Below are 20,691 nucleotides of genomic sequence, written 5' to 3'. Positions count from 1 at the left end.
TCTTAACTAGTTTGTATTGAATCAGCTTAAAGTAGCGACTGATAAAAGGATTTATGTTCAGGTGTGGCACCACGAATGCCAATAATTTTGCTCGCGAGCGACTGTGCTGTAGCAAGTGTTTGTTGAGTTGACCAATTTTTTATTAAACCATGCATATACACTGCGGTAAAGGCATCACCCGCACCAACCGCATCAATAAACTGATCAACTTTGTCTGGCGTTTCTCTAAAAAAACCGTCTTCAGTTAATACAGTAACGCCTTTAGCTCCTTGGGTAACAATAATTTGTTCATTACCAAATTCGGTTTGAAAGGCTTTAATTGCGGTTTCAAGATTGGATTGAACAAACCCTAATTCACGTAATTCATCTATATTCAGTTTTACCCATCTTGATTGTTTAATCCACTGAATCAGGCTATGTTTATCCCACCAAGGAGCTCTTAAGTTCACATCTAAAAAAATATCCCAATCACCAGAATCAACCAGTTTTTGAAACTGTGTTTTTGCATAATCACTTCTTAGGGCAAGAGACCCATGATAGAGAATGCCTTTTGGATTTGGTAAGACTGTTTCAGCTTGATTAATGAAATCGTAAGCACTGTTAATTTTAATATCGTAGTGTGGTTCATCTTCAATAAACGTTACTTGCACTTGCCCTGTGGGATGCTCTTCATCAATTTGTATATTGTTTGTAGAAATCCCCCAATCGCCTGCTTGCTGAATAATCTTTTTGCCAAGAAGGTCGTTACCCACTCGTGAAATAAAAATAGGGTTATCGCTCAAAGCTTGCAGGTGCCAACAGATATTAAAAGGAGCACCACCTAGCACTTGTACATCGTTTCCTTGCTGACTAAAACAGTCAAATAAAACTTCTCCAAATAAAGTAATTTTTGTCTCTTGAGGTATATTCATATTATCAATCTTTGACTTAAATTCTGGACAGTAATGCATCACGCCTTGTAATACACCTGAGCTATAGTTTCCGTTATTACTGCCCCTATTATTGGCTTGATAAAACTGTTGCTCAGTGCCACGTTGCTTCGCCAAAGTTAACGCTTGTTGTTTTAACTCTGGCGTAGAATTAGCAACCAAAACCGATTGAATTGGACTAATCAATACTTCAAGGTCGTTACCGCTATCTCCTGCAAATACCACTTCTTGTGCTGAATACCCTAAATATTCCTGCAAAAACTGTATGGCGTGAAGTTTGTTGGCTTTGGGTGGCAAAATATCAAGTAAACCCGTATTGCTGGTTTCATCAATACTCCAAATTAAATTGGTTTGAATCTTTAGCGGAGCAAGTTGTTTTTTAACTTCAGTTAAGCAGGTTTGTTCATCGAGGGTTTGAAGGTCAATATAAAAACTGATTTTATGTGAATTCTGTTTTTCAAACTCTTGTAATGACAGGCCTGGTATTGAACTAAGCAAATCATAAATTTGCTTTGGTTCTACCTTTAAATCAGGGTTTTGCCAATCTTGATCAATTTCTTTTTCCCAAGCCGTTATAGGGTGCCATTGGTGGTTTTTGTAATGGTAAATACGAGTACCCACATCGGTAATAGCAAAGTCTGCTTGTGGTAATTGATACTCTGTAACCGCTTGCTGCATTAACCCCAAGTGGCGGCCTGTCACATAAACCAAACTTACCGATGGCAAATCACAAAATTGAGTCAAATTTTCACGGGCATTCAAGGCTTCTTGTTGCATACCATTTGGAATAACCGTACGATCCATATCCGTACAAAGAAGCAATTTCATCATTAAGTCTCCTCATTTTCAGGAGAGTCGTTATTGGTTTCAGAACCTAATTCAGTGGCTACTTGTTGTTCTGGTGGACAACATTTACCAAAGAAATCAAAGTGTTCAATAGCTTCTAAAATACCCTCTTCATAACTTTTCTTAGCGTAATAAATTTTCTCAAGTTCTGGCAGATGTGAAAGCTTTTCGTCATGTCGGTTCGCCACGACAACAGCAAGCGTGTTACCTCGCATCATGTTCTCATCCGCACCAGAACCACCTATCACCAGGATATTTTCTAATGGTATTTGCCAACGATCTGCTACATAGCGAAGAGCCATCCCTTTAGAGGCTCTCATAGGCAATATATCTAGGTATTTATCAAATGAAAGCTGAGTATTTGCCGACTCATCTTCTTGGTGAAGAATACCGTTAATATGATCTAAATCGGTTACATCTTGATTTAAGTAATAACTGATTTTAAAAGGCGTTTGCTCTGATTTTGGCTGCAGATATAAGCCAGGATGCTCGTCCAATAATGCTTTAATTTTATGTCTTCCCCAGTGGAAGTCGATATGTTTTGCCCAATACTTATCTTTAGTGAGTTTAGGAGCATAGTAAATTTCGGTTCCCGAGCTGGTAATCAAGGTATCTGGCTCTGGAAGCTTGAAGTGTTTAAGCAAACGCAGTGCTGAATCCATTCTTCTGTTGGTCGCCACCACAAATAAGGTTGATTTTCTATGTTCTTTTATTAACGCAATAAGCTTACTTAACGCTTCTGGGTTACCAACTAAGTTATGATCTAGACTGGTCACCAAAGCACGATCTTTATAAAGTGCAGAACGCCTTGCTATTGGCGTTCTCGGTAAGCGCTCTGATTTTTCAATAATTGGCGTAATTAATTGTATATATCTTTCAGCATGGGCTGCCCAAGCATAGTGCTGCTTGACTCCTACCAAACCCTGTTGAATCATTTGATTTTTTATTTCAGACTGATTAAATAATTTAAGTAAAGCCTGGGTAATGGTTTGCGGCTCTAATGGATCGATTAGAATGCCGTTTTGACAGTTCTCAATAATATCTCTTGGTCCACCATCTTCGGTTGCTACAAGTGGTAACCCTGATGCGGATGCCTCAATTAAGGTTAATCCAAACGGTTCTGTTAATGCTGGATTAACAAATACGCCACCTGATGCCGCCGCAATGCGATAAATAAAAGCCACATCGTTGCGACTATGATGTTTGGGTAAAGAAACTTTGCCATATAAATCATAGCGGTCAATCATTGACCAAATTTCATGAAACACCTCTTGAGCACCAGACTCTAAGTCTTCCACATCATCTCGGTTACCGGCAATAATCAATAAGTTGGCTTTTTCTTGCAATTCAGATGATTGCCCATAGGCCTCAATTAACGCAGAAATATTTTTACGTGGATCAGGTCTTGAAAGTGCAAGTATCAGTGGTTTTTTGGTATCTACTAATGAATAAGTTAATTGCTTATAAAGCTCCGAATCGAGCTCATCGCCACGAGGTGGCTGAAATTGATTGAGGTTTGTTCCTGGTGGAATAACCCGCATTTGCTCAGGCTGATAAAAGTCGTAAATTTCATACTGCTCTTCAATTTCTTGGTGGGTGCTGGTAATCACTCTTTCTGCAGTGGCCAAAACATGCTCTTCAGCGTTAATTCGCCTAGACATGTTGTATTGGCCTTCAATCTCTTCACTAGGTACACCATTAGCAAACAGCCTTGCTCGCTTTACACGACCTAATGAATGACCTGTATGAATAAGAGGAATGGATAATTGATTGGCTAACTGACTACCGACATATCCCGCATCGGCATAATGACTGTGAATAATGTCCGGGTAATGGTCTTGATCACGAAAATATTCCATCACATTGTCGGCGAACGTATCAAGATAATCCCACAACTGCTCTTTAAAAATATAGCCTTCTGGGCCTGCTTCCATTCTAACAATAGACAGTTTGTCATTTATTTGTTCAATTGGTTGTGCATATTCAGGGTCAACCGAGTCATCTTTAACCAATCGGGTAAAAAGCTCTACTTTACCAACTTCTGGTCTTTCTGATAAAGCTTGGGCTAGTTCAAGAACATAAAGGGTTTGGCCACCAGTATCCGCATCACGCCCTAATTCCAGGTTTTTTCCACGAATAAGACCATGAACACTAATTAGGGCGATATACATATCTGCTTGCTTTTTATTCATACTTTTCACTCTATTGACTATTCTTGTTAGCTTAGAAATCAATTTTGTTAAAAGGCTAATTGAATTTTTAACTCTCTCTTTTATAACATACTCTAAAAGAGGAATCTCAGATTTAAGAAATACTTAAGTTGTACTTAAATAGTATTTAAGGTTATCAAATTGAAGATTTTAAAAACAAGATCAAATAGAAAGATAACTCTAGAACAGAGCCAAGAAATCATGTACTTAAAATTTTTTAAGTTCTAAAAACTTATATTTTTGAAGCTTAGTCAGGTAAAGAGTCTTGAGCAATATATACCTTAGTCTGCTTACCCTGCACTTTTTGAATGGGTAGTTCACCTTCAGTATTTAACCATTGCTTGATGGCATCACGTTTAGACTCACCAGTAATAAGCTTAATCACTAAATCACATTTAGCAAATGCTGAATAACTTAAACTCACCCTTTGGCTAGGTGGTTTAGGTGAATTGTTTTCAATAATAATATCAGCCTGTTGAACATTATCATTTACAAAAACCTGTTCAATGCTCTGGCCTTGTTCATGACCTGGAAACAAACTTGCAGTATGTCCATCTTCACCCATGCCCAATAAGCACACGTCAAAATGATCAATAGATTCAATTAGCTTTGCATAGGCTTTAGCAGACTTTTGAGCTCCTGCCTCGGTATTAATAAAGTGAATATTTTTGACGGGTATAAGATTATTGCTTAACCAGTATTTGAGTAAAGCTTGAGAGTTTCGTTCGGCATGATTAAATGGTAATACACGCTCATCGCCCATATATATATGCCAGTTTTTCCAATCGGCTTGACGTTCGGCCAATAATTGATAACAACGATTTGGTGTTGAACCTCCCGCTGTCACGAAATGAAACGCTCCTCTTTTCTGAATGGCCTGGTCAGCAATATTAAGAATTTCTTCTACTAGTTGCTGGGCAAGCGTTTCTGCATCATCAAACAATTGCCAATTTGCTGGTAAAGAAGCGTTCACAACCATCTCCTATTCTTTGCAGTGCGGGTTAATATAGGTACGCCAAGATTGTTCATGATCATCAAATAGCTTTTGTGACCCTTCTGGCCCCCAACTACCTGATGCGTAAGTATCAATATAACTGGTTTGGCTTGCCCATTCAGTCAGTATCGGGTCAACGACATCCCAGGCTGCTTTGACTTCATCAAAACGTAAAAACAGTGATCTGTCGCCTTTAATAACATCTAACAGTAGCTCTTCATAAGCATCTATCTTAGAATTTTCATCGTACTTCATGGCTGCATCTAAACTAATTTGCTCAGTATTAATTTCCAGGCCTGGTTGTTTAGCAATCATCTCTATTTTGATTGATTCATTTGGTTGGATACCAAATACAATCCAGTTAGGTTCCATTTTTTTAACTTGAGAATCTCTAAAAAACTGTTTTGGTGGGTGTTTAAAACAAATTGAAACTAGTGTTTTAGACTGCTTCATATTTTTACCCGTCTGAATATAAAAAGGCACACCTTCCCATCGCCAGTTATCAATATATAACTTAATGGCCGCATAGGTTTCTGTGACCGAATCAGGGGCTACACCAGGCTCTTCTAGATAGCTGACCGCATGATTACCATGAATAATCCCTTCAGCATATTGGGCACGATAGGCCTGTCCCTTAACCTGCTTCTTATTAATAGGACGAATGGATTTGAGCAACTTCACTTTTTCATCACGTAAAGATTCTGCATCCATAGATGCAGGCGGTTCCATTGCCACTAATGCCAACAGCTGTAAAAGGTGACTTTGAATCATGTCACGCAATGCACCACTGTGATCATAGTAACCTGCACGAGTACCTACACATTTGTCTTCAGCATGAGTGATTTGAATGTGATCAATAGTATTGCGGTTCCATAGTGGTTCCATTAAGGCGTTGGCAAATCTAAACACCATCACGTTTTGCACCATGCCTTTGCCCAGGTAATGGTCAATACGATAGGTCTGTTCTTCTGACAATGCCTTACTGATTTTATTTTGCAATGCGGCGGCACTTTCTACGTCATAGCCAAAAGGTTTTTCTAGCACCACACGTTTCCAGCCATTTGATTCGTCAAGCAACCCATTTTCTTTTAATTCATGGGTTACTTGAGCAAACATATCTGGGCCAAGCGAGAGATAAAATGCAATCTTAGAAGAGAATTTGGTTTGCCCCAAAGTGGCAGCCAAATTTTTATAACATTCCGCATTTGAGATATCCATTTGCACGTAATCCATACGCTCTGCAAAGGCTTTAAAAATATCGTGATTGATTCCGCCACGTGCGACAGGCTCAATATGCTTTTTGATTTCAGCCATTAGGTCTTCAAGATGCCATTCACGGCGACCTATCGCCACAATACGCATTCCTTCAGGCAAGCGACCAACACATTCTAAGTGATAAAAAGCAGGCATTAATTTGGTTAGAGACAAGTTCCCTGTCGCACCAAACACCACATAAGTACACGGTTCAACCATGATTAAACCTCATAAGTCGTAGAGCTGACATTACCGCCAGATTGAATCCAATCGGTATGGAAGAACTCTCCACGTGGAGCATCAACACGCTCATAGGTATGAGCACCAAAGTAATCACGTTGTGCTTGCAATAAATTGGCTGGCACAACTTCACTACGATAACCATCAAAAAATGCTAAGGCAGAACTTAACGTTGGAGTCGCAATTTGTTGTTCAATACCAAAAACCACGGCTTTACGCCAGTGATCTTCTGCGGTTTTAATGGCCTTTTCAAAGAAAGGTGCTTGCAGTAGATTTGCCAGGCCTGGTTGTTTTTCGTAAGCGTGTTTAATCTCTTCTAAGAAACGGCTACGAATAATACAACCACCACGCCACATTAAGGCAATACCACCGTAATTTAAGTCCCAGCTGTACGCTTTAGCAGCTTCTGCCATTAGCATATAACCTTGTGCGTAAGAGATGATTTTTGAGGCATATAGAGCGTCATGAATTGAGGCTACAATGGCTTGTTTTTCTTCAGCCGTATAGGTTTTAGTCGATGCGGTTCTTGGATAAATTTTAGAGGCCTGTACACGCTCTGTTTTTAAAGCGGATAAACAACGTGCATAAACAGACTCGGTAATAAGAGTAACAGGAATACCGAGCTCTAATGAGCTAATACCAGTCCATTTACCAGTACCCTTTTGACCCGCTGCATCTAAAATCTTATCAACCAACGGCTCACCATCTGTGTCTTTAAAGGTTAAGATTTCAGCAGTAATTTCTATTAGGTATGAGTCTAAAACGCCTTTATTCCAGTCAGCAAATACCGCTTGGCATTCGTCAGCACTCATACCTAAGCCTTCTCGCATTAATTGATAGGCTTCTGAAATCAGTTGCATATCACCATACTCAATCCCGTTATGCACCATTTTTACATAGTGCCCAGCACCATCGTCACCTACCCAATCGCAGCAGGCTTCATCACCCGATTTAGCGGCAATTGATTGAAAAATGGGTTTAACACTTTCCCAGGCCTGTTTATTACCACCTGGCATAATTGATGGCCCAAAACGAGCACCCTCTTCGCCCCCAGAAACACCTGTACCAATAAACAAAATCCCTTTCTCGGCTAATTCTTTGGTTCTGCGGTTTGAATCAATATACAGCGAATTACCACCATCAATAATGATGTCGCCTTTATCTAATAAAGGAACAAGCTGTTCAATAAAGGCATCAACCACATCACCAGCCTTAACCATTAACATGACTTTACGAGGTGCGGCCAAAGAATCAACCAACTCTTTTAAAGAGTAAGCAGCACTAATTGGAAACCCTTGCGCTCGGTTCTTAATAAACTCATCGGTTTTTTGTTCTGAACGGTTGTAAACACAGACATGAAAGCCGTGTTCTGCCATATTTAACACCAAGTTTTGCCCCATTACGGCAAGGCCAATTAAACCAATATCTGCAGCTGACATACTCTATTCCTTGTTGGTTTTTAACGTCTAAATTCTAAAACTGTTGTGTTTGTTAGGTTGATTTTTCTTATTGCTTGTTTTGTTACCTAATTGTCTATTCGAATAGGTTACCAACGGTTGGTAATCCATACCGTTTGGTATGGGGCAAGAACGTATTCACCGTATAAATCGGTAATCATTTCACCGCTAATAATCTCTTTCCACTCATCCATATCAATTAAGTTTAATTGTGCCAAGCTTAAGCTTTGTGATTGATTTGTGACATTATTCACCACAAAAATACTCTGGTGTCGCATTAAGCTTTGACGCCAAAAACCAAACAACTCATCTGGCAGATGTAAGGTAAATTGTGTCGCATTTGGATGAAAGGCCGCTTGCTGTTTACGTAGATTAATTAACTTGTTCAATCCACTTAACACCTTAGCATGTATACTCTCAGGTTTATCCAATAAAGGATATAACTCTTCAGCACGCCATTTATGACGATTTATATCACGATTATGCTCGGTTTGTTCTAACATTTCATAATCATTTTCAGTGGCAAAGAAAGAGTGTACATAAATAGCAGGAATCCCCTCTAAAGCAATCGCTATGGCATGAGCACATAACATTCGCTCTATCTGGTAGTTATCCTCTCCCTCTGCAGTACCTTTAAATGCATCAATCAGGGCAATATTAATCTCGTAGGGATGCTTTTCACCATTTAAACCCGCTCGCCAAGAAACCTTTGCCCCAAAAGATTGCAATGCATAAATCATGTTTTGCAATTCTTCTGGGTCCAAAATCCCCTCGGCGGGTCTTACACCAATGCCATCATGACTGGCAATAAAGTTTAAAAAGGTGGTCCCCATTTGTGCTGGAGGCATAGACATTAACCACGTTTTTAAATGTTTTGCCGATCCGGTAATCATAGAATTAATTAACAATGGCGGTAAGGAAAAGTTGTACACCATATGAGCTTCATTGGCATTACCGAAATAGGTCAGGTTTTCTCGTTTAGGCACGTTTGTTTCAGTAATGATAATCGCATCTGACAAACGATATTCAATTAACGCTCGCATCAATTGAATGGCCATGTGAGTTTCTGGTAAATGAATACAGGTTGTACCGATAATTTTCCATAAAAAACCAATAGCATCTAACCTGAAAATACTCGCTCCCTTATCAATATACAACGAGATTAATCGCATAATCTCTAACAACACCTCTGGGTTGGCAAAGTTAAGGTCGATCTGGTCATGGCTAAAAGTACACCAAACGTATTTTTCACCTTCTGGAGTATGGGTAATACGTAATAAAGGGGTAGTACGTGGACGAACCACTTCAGATAAATCATCGGTGGGACTAGCTTGTACAAAATAATGCTCATATTTAGGATCACCAGCTTCAAAAGCTTTAAACCAAGGGTGCTCACTGGAGCAATGGTTAATCACTAAATCCGCCATAATTTTGTAATCTTGGCTAATCTCTGTCACGTCAGACCAATCCCCTAAATCGGGATTGATCTTTTCATAATCAGACACCGCAAATCCCCCATCGGAGGTATAAGGGTAATAGGGCAAAATATGCACCATAGACACACTTTCTTTTAAGTAAGTATCTAAGGTGCTTTTTAAGGTTTGTAGAGGTTTTTCACCCTCTTTGAGAATGGTATCACCATAGGTTATGAGCATAATATCTTGCTCATTCCAATGGGATTGATGAGAGATAGGCAACTGGCAATCATCTTTATCAATGCCAGTATTTTCTATTAGTTTGTCTGCCAACTTAACGGCATCTTCATTAGGGTACAAAGCCTGAATTAAGGGCGTTATTCTTTCAACCAATGCGTTATAGGCTGATTCGCTGGAAAATGTTGTTGCCATAAAACCCCCAGTTATTTTGATTTATACTCATCCATATCGGCCTTAACCGCTTCGGTAATTTCTTGTAATATATCTGGAAAAGCAGATGAAACACGATTCCATGAAGGAATAAACGGCGTTTCCATTGGAGCATCTAAAAAGTGACGCCCAGCTTTGATGATGTTTTCAGAAAACATCTCAACCGCAATTTCTTCTTTGTGCACATCTAAGGTTAAGCCATTCATAATGGCGTCATTACGATAAGACTCAATCAAATCCAAGGCTATTCGGTAATAAGTCGCTTTTAAGGTTCTAAAACCTTCTTGAGTAAACGTAACCCCTTCTGCAGCCAATTTACGATAAAACGCTTTGGCAATATCTATCGACATTTTAGAAAGCCCTTTTTGGGCATCTTCAGGCGATAATTCTTGGTGTTTATGGTCATAAATATCAGCAATATCTACCTGACAAATTCGGTTAGAGCTAATGTTTCTTTTCATTTCTGAAAGCACGCCAATCTCAAGTCCCCAATCTGACGGAATACGTAAATCAGAAATCACCCCTGTTCTAAAAGCAAATTCGCCTGCTAAAGGATAACGGTAAGAATCAATATGGTCTAAATACTCATTAGCCCGTTCATTCTGCTCACCTGCCGTTTTTTGCAAAGCTCTAATTAATGGCGTAACCAATAAACGAGTTACTCGGCCATTCATAGTACCGTTGGCAATACGGGTGTAAAATCCTTTAGCAAAGGCATAGTTAAACTGAGGGTTGGCAACAGGATAAATCAAACGGGCCAATAAAGAACGTTCATAGGTCACAATATCACAGTCGTGTAAGGCAACCGACTCCACTCGATCTGACCCCAAAACATAACCAATCATGTACCACACATTTCGTCCTTTTCCAGGAGCTTCTGGTGCAATCCCTTCATCTACTAATTTTTTATGAATCGCTTTCATTCGCGGGCCATCATTCCAAATGACCTTAACATCTTGCGGTAACACTGAAAAATACTCTAACGCATGTCGGTACTCTTCTTCATTTGCTCGGTCTAAACCAATTACGATCTCTTCAAGATAAGGAACCGATTTAAGCTCCTCGACAATCTTGGCTAATGCGGGGGTTTGTAGCTCTGAATATAAGCTTGGCAATATCAAACCTAGAGGGCGATTTTTGCTGTACTTAAGTAAGTCGGCCTCCATATCCTCGATGGGCCTATCCACTAAATTGTGTAAGGTGGTGATAATGCCATTTTGGTAAAAGTCCATACTTGCTCCTTCCCTTCTTTGGGGTTTGCGTACTCTTTATAAATTTGTAATTAATTAACAACGAGCCAGTTTAAAACTGCGTTGTTCCAGCCTTCGGGGCCGTATTCTTTGGTTACAACTACATTAGGGTGATTCACTTGTGGAGGTGGATTAACTGGAGAGCGAATCACCACTGGGTAATCACTCGCCTCCAATAATGGTACATCATTATTACCGTCTCCCAACGCCATGGTTTCAATAGGTGTTTGCCAGGCCTGGTAGTAGTAGTCGGCCAAGAAACGTAATGCAAGGCCTTTATTACTCAACCCCATTAAATGCACAAATCTGCCACCTTTAATAAGTTGTAAACCATGAGGTTGTAAAGCACGTTTAAATTGCTGTAATTTTTCTTCTGAATCTTGCCAAAGCAAAGGTTCTGAAAAGTGACGTTGTTTTGCTTTCGCTGATTGCTCTACGGTCAAGCCGGTGCAGTCGGTCACCTGCTGAGCACTCATTTCTGAAAAGCTCGTAAATATAAGATTGAGCTTTTTTCTAAATTCGTTTGCAAGCTCAAGCATTTGAGTCATTGAAACGGAATTTAAACTTATATATTCAAAGTCGTTTTGCCAAGTTTGAATCTCAATGTTTTGCAACCATTGACGCTCAAACACATCAGTAAACTGCATACTCTGTTTTGGCCAGAAAACCCCTGCTCCATTTTCTACAATAAATGGGTAAGGGTTTTCTAACTGTCTTTTGATATCAATCACCTCTTCTGCAGTTTTACTGGTGGTTAAAATCCATGGAATATTTTGAGCTTTTAAAGCTTGTAACGCAGGCAGAGCTTGAGAGTAGTCGTAATTATGATGATCCAAAAGAGAGCCATCTAAATCGGTAAACAACAGTTTTCTCATCTATGCACCTTTGCGTTTTAAATTAAGTTTAAATTCTTTTTTTACTCAATGTTCCACTTTGTAGCAATCTTAGCTACAAGCCGATTAATGCAATCATTGTGCCAACGGTGTTAAAAAACCACCTTGAAACAATCACTACCAACCACTTATTCAGCCACCATAAAATAAAAATAAGTCCATATATAACATTAAGTTAATAAAAAATATCGATTGCATCATTTATCTCATTAGATTTATTTTTTGAACTCTATTCTTTATTACAGATAAATTGAAAAATGCCACAAAGAACCGCTTAATTCTTTACAACCTACTCATTTATCACCATTATGGTGCAATTTTTTTTCAACTCACTCAAAACGCTATATAAAAGAGTCATTAAATATATTTAACATACTGATTTTTAAGACTTTATTTTTTAAATACGTACTAATTGCTATATTAAATAAAAAATAAGTGAGGTCAATATGCAAATAGAACAAAAATACTTCAATAATGACTTTTATGATGAATCCATTGGTTCAGACAAAACACCAAGGATAGCTTGCAAAGAACTGTTTCAACACCTAAATAACTTGGGTTATGAAGAGTTAGAGTTACGTCAGAAAATTGCTGATAAGACCATTGCACAAATGGGTATCTCATTTACAGTTTATAGTGATAAAGGCAATATTGACCGTCTTTGGCCATTTGATTTAATTCCAAGAACGATCGAATCTTCAGAATGGGATGTAGTTGCAGAGGGCTTAAAACAAAGATTAAAAGCTCTTAACCTTTTTATTGAAGATATCTATAACGACCAATCTATATTGAAAGATGGAGTCGTACCATCTGAAATCATTCTTACCTCTAAAGACTATCGAGAAGAAAGCCGCGGCATGAAATTAAAGCACCAGGCTTGGGCCTGCATTTGTGGTTCAGATTTAGTGCGTGATGATGAAGGGGTATTTTATGTACTTGAAGATAACCTTCGCGTACCTTCTGGTGTTTCTTATATGTTAGAAAACCGTGCCGTTTCTAAGACGGCAATGCCAGAAGCGTTTCAAGACATTAATATTCAACCAATGAACCAATACCCCTATGAACTTCTTAAGATGTTGCGTTCTATTTCACCAACAGAATCTGAAGATCCTGAAATTGTGGTACTCACTCCTGGGATTTTTAACTCGGCTTACTATGAACACGCATTTTTAGCCCATGAAATGGGCGTTGAATTGGTAGAAGGTGGTGACCTTATTGTGGGCGATGATGATTGCGTTTACATGCGAAACATTGATGGACTACAAAAGGTTGATGTCATTTATCGCCGTATTGATGATGATTTTATTGATCCAGAAGTCTTTCGCGAAGATTCTGCCTTAGGAGTGCCTGGCTTAATGCGAGCTTGGCGAAATGGTAATGTGGGCATTGCGAATGCTCCAGGCTGTGGTGTAGCAGATGATAAAGTTTTATATGCTTATGTACCCGACATTATTCGTTACTATTTAGACGAAGAACCTTTAATTGCCAATGTACCTACTTATCTTTGCAGCAACCCTAAAGACCGTGAATATGTTTTAAAGCACTTAAATGAGTTAGTTGTAAAGCCAGCCAATGAGTCTGGCGGCTATGGTTTATTGATTGGTACTAAGGCAACTCAGGAAGAGCTAGATACCTTTTATCAATTGATTCAAGAAAACCCTAGAAACTATGTGGCACAACCAACCTTAAAACTCTCTACCGTACCGACAATTTGCGAAGAAGGTATTGAGGCACGTCACGTAGATTTAAGACCCTTTATTTTGCATGGAGAACACAGCTACGTAACCGCTGGAGGATTAACTCGGGTTGCCTTGGTCAAAGGTTCATTAGTGGTTAACTCGTCACAAGGTGGTGGCAGTAAAGACACCTGGATTGTGAAAGTGGAGGATAAATAATGTTATCACGCGTTGCAGAAAGAATTTATTGGTTAGCACGTTATATAGAACGTATAGAAAACACGGCACGCCTTACAAAAGTGCATTCACAGCTCATGTTTGATATGCCTAAATCAGTCAAGTTGTCTTGGTACACTCTCATCGAAATCACCAGTAACGACGAGTTTTTTGACGAGCATTACGATGCTAAAACAGAAAAAAATTGTTGCTGGGCCATTTTAGGAGATCGAGACAATTCGGCTTCCTTACTCTCTTCACTTTGGTGGGCTAGAGAGAATGTTCGCACTACTCGTGACAGTTTACCTAGAGAAGCTTGGATTTACGTCAATGAACTTTATCTTCATGTATTAGATAACCAAGAAGACTTTAACACTCGTAGTAAACGTAACGAACTATTAGAACACGTTATTCGTTCATGCCAAGCGATTGCAGGAATGATGGACGGCACCATGCGATTAAATAAAACCTTTCAGTTTTTACAATTGGGTACAGCAATTGAACGTGCCGATATGACATCACGTATTTTAGATGTAGGTGGTTTTTTTGTTGCTCAAGAGTTAGAAGAGCAAGAAATCAAACAATTTGACAGCATCTTGTGGGCGAATATATTAAAATCTGTGAGCGCTTATTTTATGTACCGTCAAGCATTACAGATGGAAATCAACGGTAAGTCGGTCATTCGATTCTTAGTCAATGACCCTGATTTATTTCGCTCAATTAGACACTGTGTTGGTATGATGCAGACCCAAGTTGCTACCTTACCGGGTTCAACTGAAGTGACAAATGCAATTAATGATCTACTTGAACTGATTCACCAAAAAATACCGTTTGAAATCGGTTCACCTGTTTTGCATGACTATCTTGATGATATACAAATGCATCTTTCAGTATTGCATAAAGAGTTTTATCGTACATGGTTCCATCCACCCATTGTACTTCCTGCAAACCAACAACAAACTCAGTAAGGATTTCACAACTTGAAGCGGTTCTACTGTCAATGCAAACAAGAGATATTCTTTAATAATGCATTTTGCGATAAATGTGGTCGTGATTTAATTTACGACCCAAAAGCACAAACTATGTGGAGCGGAGTATTAACTGACCACGACTTTATTACTCATCCCAATTCTAGTACAAATGAAACTGCACCTGTTGTTTTACACCCTTGTAATAACAGAAACTCAGCGATTCATTGCAACTGGGCAGTATCATCTGAACATGATACGCAATGTGTTTCATGCAAAACAACACGTTATATACCAGACTTGTCTATCCCAAAAAACAACCAACGTTGGCTAACCATTGAACGAGCAAAACGCCAACTTATTTCATCCTTAATCAGCTTAAACTTGCCGATCGAAAATTATCATGAAAAAGAGGGTGGCTTAGCCTTTGATTTTTTAGAAGATCAACGTAGCAACCCTAATGTCGCTTTAGAGCATGTTTTAACGGGTCACTCAAATGGCGTAATTACCATAAATGCCGCTGAAGCCGATGAGGGTTTTTTGCATGTAATGAAAGAACAGATGGGCGAACCATACCGTACTATCCTTGGTCATTTCAGGCATGAAGTAGGTCACTATTATTGGGATCAACTGATTCAAACGGACTATCAGTTACAGGTCTTTAGAGAACTGTTTGGTGATGAACGTCAAGATTACGAAAAAGCTTTACAACACTACTATAATCAAAAGAAACCCAAGTTTAAAAGTAGCCAGTTTATAACGCCTTATGCCAGTAGCCACCCTTTTGAAGATTGGGCCGAAACCTGGGCACACTACATGCACATTGTAGACACCCTTGAAACAGCAGTAAGTTATGGATTAAGTAGCTATGAACCTAAAATCAATGACTTTAACAGCTGGTTTTCAGAGTGGGCAAGAGTTGCTCAAATTATGAATGCTCTTAACCGCAGTATGGGATTAACGGACGCTTACCCGTTTATTCTTACCCAAATAGTTCGCAACAAATTAGAATTTATTGACTCACTTATCGATGGTTATGCTGATTTTCCAAGCAACATTACTAAACCCTTAAAATAAGCAAAACCTTATCAACTCAATCCACCTGGCCTGGTGGATTATGGTATCCTTTGATTTTTAAAATTACGAACTCATTGCTCACTTACTACATATGATTTTTTATATTCAACAGCCATATTAAATTTTTCTGTTAAGTGCAGACAAGGAAATCAAATGATTCAAATTAAGAACTCGCTTTTAAAATTCCCTTTTATAGCATTACTGCTACTCATGGCATTTTCTCTTACCGCCTGCTTAGGTGACTCACAACCCTCTGAAAGTGATGTAAAGTCAATGGCCGCTCAATATTTTGATAAAGAGTACAGTGGTTTATTTACCGCCAGTAAAGTTGTTAAAAACAATGGCTATAAACAAAACGATACCCACTACGTAGCCGAATTAACCATTACCGGTAAAGCCTTGGTCTCTTTAGAAGATTACGCTAAAAGCATCATGAACGATAAAACCATGTCTGGCTTAGATAAAATCACCACCAGTATGTCATTAGGAATGCTAAAGCTCTCTATGCCTGCTTTTCAAAAAGACGACCAACTAGACTTTGAAAAGCACTACTTATTTATTAAAACCGACAATGGCTGGCAAATTAAAAAAGAGCTAGACCGAAACAATGAAACACATCCATTGCCGCAATAATAGCCGTTAATTTAGAGTTCTCTATACGAGTTAATCAACAAATAAAAACGGCTATACTTAAGAATCAACTACAAAATTAGGAAAAAACCATGCCACTACTAGACAGTTTTACCGTTGACCACACTATTATGAGTGCACCTGCTGTACGTGTTGCAAAAACCATGACATCGCCTTCTGGAGACACCATTACTGTGTTTGACCTGCGTTTTAACAAACCAAACGAAGATATGATGAGTGAAAAAGGGATCCATACCCTGGAGCATTTATTTGCTGGCTTTATGCGTAATCACTTAAATGGCGATGGTGTAGAAATTATTGATATTTCACCTATGGGTTGTCGTACTGGTTTTTACATGAGCCTATTAGGTTCTCCTGCAGAAGACCGCGTGGCAACTGCCTGGTTAGCCTCCATGAAAGATGTACTGAATGTGCAGCGTATGGAAGATATTCCTGAACTTAACGAATACCAGTGTGGAACTTATGTCATGCACTCGCTAGAAGAAGCCAAAGAGATTGCTCAAAGCATTATTGACCACGGAATTGGCGTTAATAAAAATGCCGATATCGCTCTAAGCGAAGAAACCTTAAAATCGCTTGGTAACGAGGTTTAAAAAACAACATGAAAATAGCCATTATTGGAGCAATGGAAGAAGAGGTCACTCTTCTTCGTAGCAAACTAGAAAATCAAACTACAGAAGTTTATGCTGGGTTTGAATATTACCTGGGAAACATTGCAGACAAACAGATTGTATTGTTGCGTTCTGGAATTGGTAAAGTGAATGCCGCAATCAGTACCGCACTGCTATTACAAGTTTTCCAACCCGACTACGTTATCAATACGGGTTCTGCAGGTGGTTTTCATACTGATCTAGAAGTTGGCGACATTGTTATCAGTAGCTCAGTTTGTCATCACGATGTAGACGTCACGCCTTTTGGTTACGACCTTGGTCAAGTACCAGGCCTGCCAACTTGCTTTTTACCAGATGACACTCTGATTAAAGCAGCTCAAAAAAGCATCGAATCGCTTCACGAAGTCACTCATATGCATGGTTTAATTGCCACGGGCGACCGCTTTATGCATCAGCCAGAAGATGTGAATAGCACTCGCAAAAACTTCCCAGAAATGATTGCTTGTGAAATGGAAGCGGCCTCAGTAGCGCAGGTTTGCCATACTTTTGATAAACCGTTTGTCATTATTCGCTCACTCTCAGATATTGCTGGTAAAGAAAACGCTAAAACGTTTGAGCAATATCTAGAACAAGCGGCCACACATTCAGCTAAAGTGATTTTAGGCATGTTAGAACGTATTTAATCTAATCCTGCCTCCAATAAAAAAACGCCCGCAATTTTCATAAATTAGCGGGCGTTTTTATAGCTGTATTTGCATTTTACCAGGCCTGGTAAAATCAAAAAATAACCCAAACAAATCAATAAACCATCAATTTGACGGTGGTTTTTTTCTTTTACCAGTAATCATGGGAATAATTAAAGGAACACGGGTTAATGTCTGCGTTATCACAACAGCCATTACATGTATCAAAACACTCGCCATTAAAACATCGGCCGAATATTCATGAAGCCATTGAACCCAATCTTCGCCCCAAAACATATCTAAACCACGCATCCAACCGCTTAATGCCGTTAAAAATAACATAAACAGTAAAAATAAAATCATCATGCCACCAAGCGGATTATGCCCACTTGTGTATGACGTTTTATTTGGAAACCGCTGAACATATTGTTTTATATTGAAGACTGATGGCCAAAAACTGTTAAAGCGAGCATTTGTTGATCCAATAAACCCCCATATTACTCGCAATACAACAAGCAAGGCGATGGCATAACCAATCCAATCATGTAGATCTTCGCCGCCCTCAACTACCCAATAATCTAATAAAAATAGTGTGGCGACTGACCAATGAAAAATTCGTATGAATTTATCCCAAATGACAAAACTATTTTCGTTTGGCATATCTGTTAATCATCAATCTCTTTTTTAACAATCGCACCTGTTACGGGATTGAAATATACCTCAATCTTAACAAATTTATCTTTTGCATCATTTAAACCCCAGCCATAAATTTCATAACATTGACCATCGGTTTGAAACTTTTTAATAGCAAAACCATATTCATTTACGATTTTCTTTTGCATATCTAATACATGCATCCATTTTTCTTTTGGCTGTTTTGGGCATTTTGCGCCGGCAATAGCCGAACCTGAAAAACTTGCAATAATCATTGTAAAAATTACATTTTTAATCATAGTAAATAACTCCTTTATACATCAGACCAACGTCTGAGTAGGTTGTGGTAAACGCCCGTTAGGCGCAGTAAATCAGAATCGTCTTTGTTTTTTTCAATCGATAAAGACTGAATAGATTGATCAAGGTCATACAACATTGTTCTGGCTTGCTCTTCTTTGATTAAACTCTGCATCCAAAAAAATGATGAAATGCGTGCACCCTTTGTTACTGGGGTAACATGATGCAGACTACTTGATGGATAAAGCACCATATCGCCAGCATTTAGCTTAACTTGTTGTGCACCAAACTGGTCTTCAATAACCAATTCACCGCCCTCGTAATCTTCTGGTTCAGATAAAAACAAGGTTGCAGACAAGTCACTTCTAATCATGATATTGGTACCAGGTACTTGCATAATGGCACTGTCAACATGTTCACCGTAATAACCACCATCTTGATAACAGTTAAATTTTGGCGGGTAAATCTTATTAGGCAAAGCAGCTGAAATAAATTGCGGGTTATTACCCAGTTTCGTCAAAATATGATTCCCTAAAGAAACGGCAATATCAGAAGCTTCATTAATCTGTAAATTACGCTTTACAGAACCTGATAAGGTCCCTGCGGTACTCAGCCCATCTTGCCATTCAGAACTGTTATCCAAATGTTGGCGAAATTGTGCAACTTCATCTTGAGTCAGTACTTGTTCAATAATAGAAATCATCTTTTTTCCTTATTTTTAGCATTTGTTTTGCAGTCCGTAAAAGCAAATTTACTTGTCTTCCACACAACTCTTACTCAACAGTGAATGAGGAATGAGATTCATAAAGAGCCTGTTGATTTATCTCTTCAATGCTGGCGCAACCTGCCATAGCCATGCAAACTTCTAACTCTTCTTGTAATAATTTAAGAAGGTGAGCTACACCCAAGGCACCTGACACAGCAAGAGCATAAACTTGCAAACGTCCAATCAGTACACTATTTGCCCCTAATGCCAAAGCTTTAAAAATATCTTGGCCTGAGCGAATACCACCATCAAATAACAGTGGATAATTTTCACCCACCGCTTTTCTTATAAGCGGTAAAACATCCAAGCTTGCTGGTGCACCATCCAGCCCTCGCCCACCGTGATTAGAAACAACGATTCCAGAAATACCCATCTCTTTTAAACGAACCGCATCATTTGGATGCATCACCCCTTTAACAATAATGGGTAATTCCGTTTGAGACTGCAACCATTGCAAATCTTGCCACTGCGGTGCTTCAGCCATAATGCCTTGAAAAATCAGACTATCATCGGCATCTAATACTCTTTTCTTAAGATCCGTTGAATTTTGAACATTTACCGCAACCATATCTTGAGGCATAACAAAACCCGCTTTTTTAGCCTGAACACTGGGCACTTGTATGGTTGCATCTAATGTCACCACTAAAGCAGAATAACCTGCTTGTTCTGCACGCTTTACGAGCAAAAGCGTTTCTTGGGTTGTAGGTTGAAAATATAGCTGAAACCACTTTATTTGCTCTGTTTTCTGGGCGACATCTTCTAACGTCTGGCTTGCTAGCGTACTTAAAATAAGTGGTATATCCATAGCTTCTGCCGCCTGAACCGTTGCTAACTCTCCTTGCGGATGAACCAGTTTTTGATAGGCAACTGGCGCCAATAAAATAGGAGAACGCAGCGAATGTCCCAGTAGTTTTGTCTGGGTCGACCCTTGTGCGCAATCCTGTAAAATTCGGGGAAAGATTTGACGTTTTTTGAAACTATTTACATTGGCCAATAACGTCAAGTCTTGACCGCTACCACCTGAAATATAGGCATAAGTAGCGGGTTGTATAAATTTTTTAGAAAGAACCTCGTAATCCTGAGCACAAAAAATCTCATTAGAAATGGTCTGTAACGCTGGAGATAAAGGTTCAATCGTCATTTTAGTCATCTTT

Annotated in this window: 18 protein-coding genes; 6 read left to right on the top strand and 12 right to left on the bottom strand. The window is 39.0% G+C overall.

The features are described from left to right. Positions 1-26 precede the first annotated feature (26 nt). The 8 genes from ACORJQ_RS02445 to ACORJQ_RS02410 all read right to left on the bottom strand — a co-directional run bounded on the left by ACORJQ_RS02445 (position 27) and on the right by ACORJQ_RS02410 (position 11,920). Positions 27-1,760: a PfkB family carbohydrate kinase gene (locus ACORJQ_RS02445; RefSeq protein ID WP_321325699.1), complete on the bottom strand. Its 1,734-nt coding sequence runs from the start codon at positions 1,758-1,760 to the stop codon at positions 27-29. Then, a complete protein-coding gene (locus ACORJQ_RS02440; RefSeq protein ID WP_321326831.1) occupies positions 1,760-3,988 on the bottom strand; it encodes an HAD-IIB family hydrolase in 2,229 nt (742 codons plus the stop codon). The genes ACORJQ_RS02445 and ACORJQ_RS02440 overlap by 1 nt, the downstream gene beginning before the upstream one ends. Before the next feature lie 244 nt (positions 3,989-4,232). Continuing rightward, entirely contained in the window at positions 4,233-4,958 is a 726-nt protein-coding gene (gene pgl, locus ACORJQ_RS02435; RefSeq protein ID WP_321325697.1) for a 6-phosphogluconolactonase, read from the bottom strand. A 9-nt stretch (positions 4,959-4,967) separates the two neighbouring features. Next, positions 4,968-6,452 carry a glucose-6-phosphate dehydrogenase gene (zwf, locus tag ACORJQ_RS02430; RefSeq protein ID WP_321325695.1) on the bottom strand — a complete coding sequence of 495 codons (1,485 nt, stop codon included), beginning with the start codon at positions 6,450-6,452 and terminating at the stop codon, positions 4,968-4,970. A 2-nt stretch (positions 6,453-6,454) separates the two neighbouring features. Continuing rightward, positions 6,455-7,912, bottom strand: coding sequence for a decarboxylating NADP(+)-dependent phosphogluconate dehydrogenase (gene gnd, locus ACORJQ_RS02425; RefSeq protein ID WP_321325693.1), 1,458 nt, complete (start codon positions 7,910-7,912; stop codon positions 6,455-6,457). Between the two features lie 107 nt (positions 7,913-8,019). Beyond that, positions 8,020-9,777 (bottom strand): sugar phosphorylase, encoded by a 1,758-nt coding sequence (locus ACORJQ_RS02420; protein ID WP_321325692.1) that lies wholly within the window; start codon positions 9,775-9,777, stop codon positions 8,020-8,022. Between the two features lie 11 nt (positions 9,778-9,788). Next, positions 9,789-11,027 (bottom strand): glycosyltransferase family protein, encoded by a 1,239-nt coding sequence (locus ACORJQ_RS02415; RefSeq protein ID WP_321325691.1) that lies wholly within the window; start codon positions 11,025-11,027, stop codon positions 9,789-9,791. Positions 11,028-11,077: 50 nt separating this feature from the next. Beyond that, positions 11,078-11,920 carry an HAD-IIB family hydrolase gene (locus ACORJQ_RS02410; RefSeq protein WP_321325690.1) on the bottom strand — a complete coding sequence of 281 codons (843 nt, stop codon included), beginning with the start codon at positions 11,918-11,920 and terminating at the stop codon, positions 11,078-11,080. 464 nt (positions 11,921-12,384) lie between these two features. On the opposite strand from ACORJQ_RS02410, the gene ACORJQ_RS02405 reads away from it, so the two are divergent. The 6 genes from ACORJQ_RS02405 to mtnN all read left to right on the top strand — a co-directional run bounded on the left by ACORJQ_RS02405 (position 12,385) and on the right by mtnN (position 17,820). Continuing rightward, positions 12,385-13,833, top strand: coding sequence for a circularly permuted type 2 ATP-grasp protein (locus ACORJQ_RS02405; RefSeq protein WP_321325688.1), 1,449 nt, complete (start codon positions 12,385-12,387; stop codon positions 13,831-13,833). Further along, positions 13,833-14,798: an alpha-E domain-containing protein gene (locus ACORJQ_RS02400; RefSeq protein WP_321325687.1), complete on the top strand. Its 966-nt coding sequence runs from the start codon at positions 13,833-13,835 to the stop codon at positions 14,796-14,798. Before ACORJQ_RS02405 ends, ACORJQ_RS02400 begins: the two co-directional genes overlap by 1 nt. Positions 14,799-14,810: 12 nt before the next feature. Further along, the gene (locus ACORJQ_RS02395) at positions 14,811-15,875 is read left to right on the top strand and encodes a zinc-binding metallopeptidase family protein (protein WP_321325685.1); all 1,065 of its coding nucleotides are present in this window, start codon (positions 14,811-14,813) and stop codon (positions 15,873-15,875) included. 153 nt (positions 15,876-16,028) lie between these two features. Further along, positions 16,029-16,508, top strand: coding sequence for a hypothetical protein (locus tag ACORJQ_RS02390; protein WP_321325683.1), 480 nt, complete (start codon positions 16,029-16,031; stop codon positions 16,506-16,508). Positions 16,509-16,597: 89 nt separating this feature from the next. After that, positions 16,598-17,119 (top strand): S-ribosylhomocysteine lyase, encoded by a 522-nt coding sequence (gene luxS, locus ACORJQ_RS02385; RefSeq protein ID WP_321325681.1) that lies wholly within the window; start codon positions 16,598-16,600, stop codon positions 17,117-17,119. A gap of 8 nt (positions 17,120-17,127) precedes the next feature. Continuing rightward, positions 17,128-17,820: a 5'-methylthioadenosine/S-adenosylhomocysteine nucleosidase gene (mtnN, locus tag ACORJQ_RS02380; protein ID WP_321325679.1), complete on the top strand. Its 693-nt coding sequence runs from the start codon at positions 17,128-17,130 to the stop codon at positions 17,818-17,820. Positions 17,821-17,946: 126 nt separating this feature from the next. On the opposite strand, the gene ACORJQ_RS02375 is transcribed toward mtnN, so the two are convergent. The 4 genes from ACORJQ_RS02375 to ACORJQ_RS02360 all read right to left on the bottom strand — a co-directional run bounded on the left by ACORJQ_RS02375 (position 17,947) and on the right by ACORJQ_RS02360 (position 20,678). Further along, positions 17,947-18,480: a cytochrome b/b6 domain-containing protein gene (locus ACORJQ_RS02375; protein WP_321325676.1), complete on the bottom strand. Its 534-nt coding sequence runs from the start codon at positions 18,478-18,480 to the stop codon at positions 17,947-17,949. Between the two features lie 5 nt (positions 18,481-18,485). Then, complete coding sequence (locus tag ACORJQ_RS02370) at positions 18,486-18,773, bottom strand: PepSY domain-containing protein (RefSeq protein WP_321325674.1); 288 nt, start codon at positions 18,771-18,773, stop codon at positions 18,486-18,488. A 14-nt stretch (positions 18,774-18,787) separates the two neighbouring features. Then, complete coding sequence (locus ACORJQ_RS02365) at positions 18,788-19,474, bottom strand: Fe2+-dependent dioxygenase (RefSeq protein WP_321325672.1); 687 nt, start codon at positions 19,472-19,474, stop codon at positions 18,788-18,790. Between the two features lie 70 nt (positions 19,475-19,544). Continuing rightward, entirely contained in the window at positions 19,545-20,678 is a 1,134-nt protein-coding gene (locus ACORJQ_RS02360) for an alpha-hydroxy acid oxidase (protein ID WP_321325671.1), read from the bottom strand. Between the last annotated feature and the right edge of the window lie 13 nt (positions 20,679-20,691).

The organism is Thiomicrorhabdus sp., from assembly GCF_963662555.1.
In the GTDB taxonomy this organism is placed as follows: Bacteria; Pseudomonadota; Gammaproteobacteria; order Thiomicrospirales; family Thiomicrospiraceae; genus Thiomicrorhabdus.
The sequence above is the reverse complement of the archived record's forward strand: the minus strand, read 5'-3'. Positions and strand labels throughout refer to the sequence as shown.

Bases quoted from the DNA above. Each gene is read 5' to 3' on its own strand.
- ACORJQ_RS02445 (WP_321325699.1), bottom strand. From the start codon at position 1,760: ATGATGAAATTGCTTCTTTGTACGGATATGGATCGTACGGTTATTCCA.
- zwf (WP_321325695.1), bottom strand. From the start codon at position 6,452: ATGGTTGAACCGTGTACTTATGTGGTGTTTGGTGCGACAGGGAACTTG.
- gnd (WP_321325693.1), bottom strand. From the start codon at position 7,912: ATGTCAGCTGCAGATATTGGTTTAATTGGCCTTGCCGTAATGGGGCAA.
- ACORJQ_RS02420 (WP_321325692.1), bottom strand. From the start codon at position 9,777: ATGGCAACAACATTTTCCAGCGAATCAGCCTATAACGCATTGGTTGAA.
- ACORJQ_RS02415 (WP_321325691.1), bottom strand. From the start codon at position 11,027: ATGGACTTTTACCAAAATGGCATTATCACCACCTTACACAATTTAGTG.
- ACORJQ_RS02410 (WP_321325690.1), bottom strand. From the start codon at position 11,920: ATGAGAAAACTGTTGTTTACCGATTTAGATGGCTCTCTTTTGGATCAT.
- ACORJQ_RS02405 (WP_321325688.1), top strand. From the start codon at position 12,385: ATGCAAATAGAACAAAAATACTTCAATAATGACTTTTATGATGAATCC.
- ACORJQ_RS02400 (WP_321325687.1), top strand. From the start codon at position 13,833: ATGTTATCACGCGTTGCAGAAAGAATTTATTGGTTAGCACGTTATATA.
- ACORJQ_RS02390 (WP_321325683.1), top strand. From the start codon at position 16,029: ATGATTCAAATTAAGAACTCGCTTTTAAAATTCCCTTTTATAGCATTA.
- luxS (WP_321325681.1), top strand. From the start codon at position 16,598: ATGCCACTACTAGACAGTTTTACCGTTGACCACACTATTATGAGTGCA.
- mtnN (WP_321325679.1), top strand. From the start codon at position 17,128: ATGAAAATAGCCATTATTGGAGCAATGGAAGAAGAGGTCACTCTTCTT.
- ACORJQ_RS02375 (WP_321325676.1), bottom strand. From the start codon at position 18,480: ATGCCAAACGAAAATAGTTTTGTCATTTGGGATAAATTCATACGAATT.
- ACORJQ_RS02370 (WP_321325674.1), bottom strand. From the start codon at position 18,773: ATGATTAAAAATGTAATTTTTACAATGATTATTGCAAGTTTTTCAGGT.
- ACORJQ_RS02365 (WP_321325672.1), bottom strand. From the start codon at position 19,474: ATGATTTCTATTATTGAACAAGTACTGACTCAAGATGAAGTTGCACAA.
- ACORJQ_RS02360 (WP_321325671.1), bottom strand. From the start codon at position 20,678: ATGACGATTGAACCTTTATCTCCAGCGTTACAGACCATTTCTAATGAG.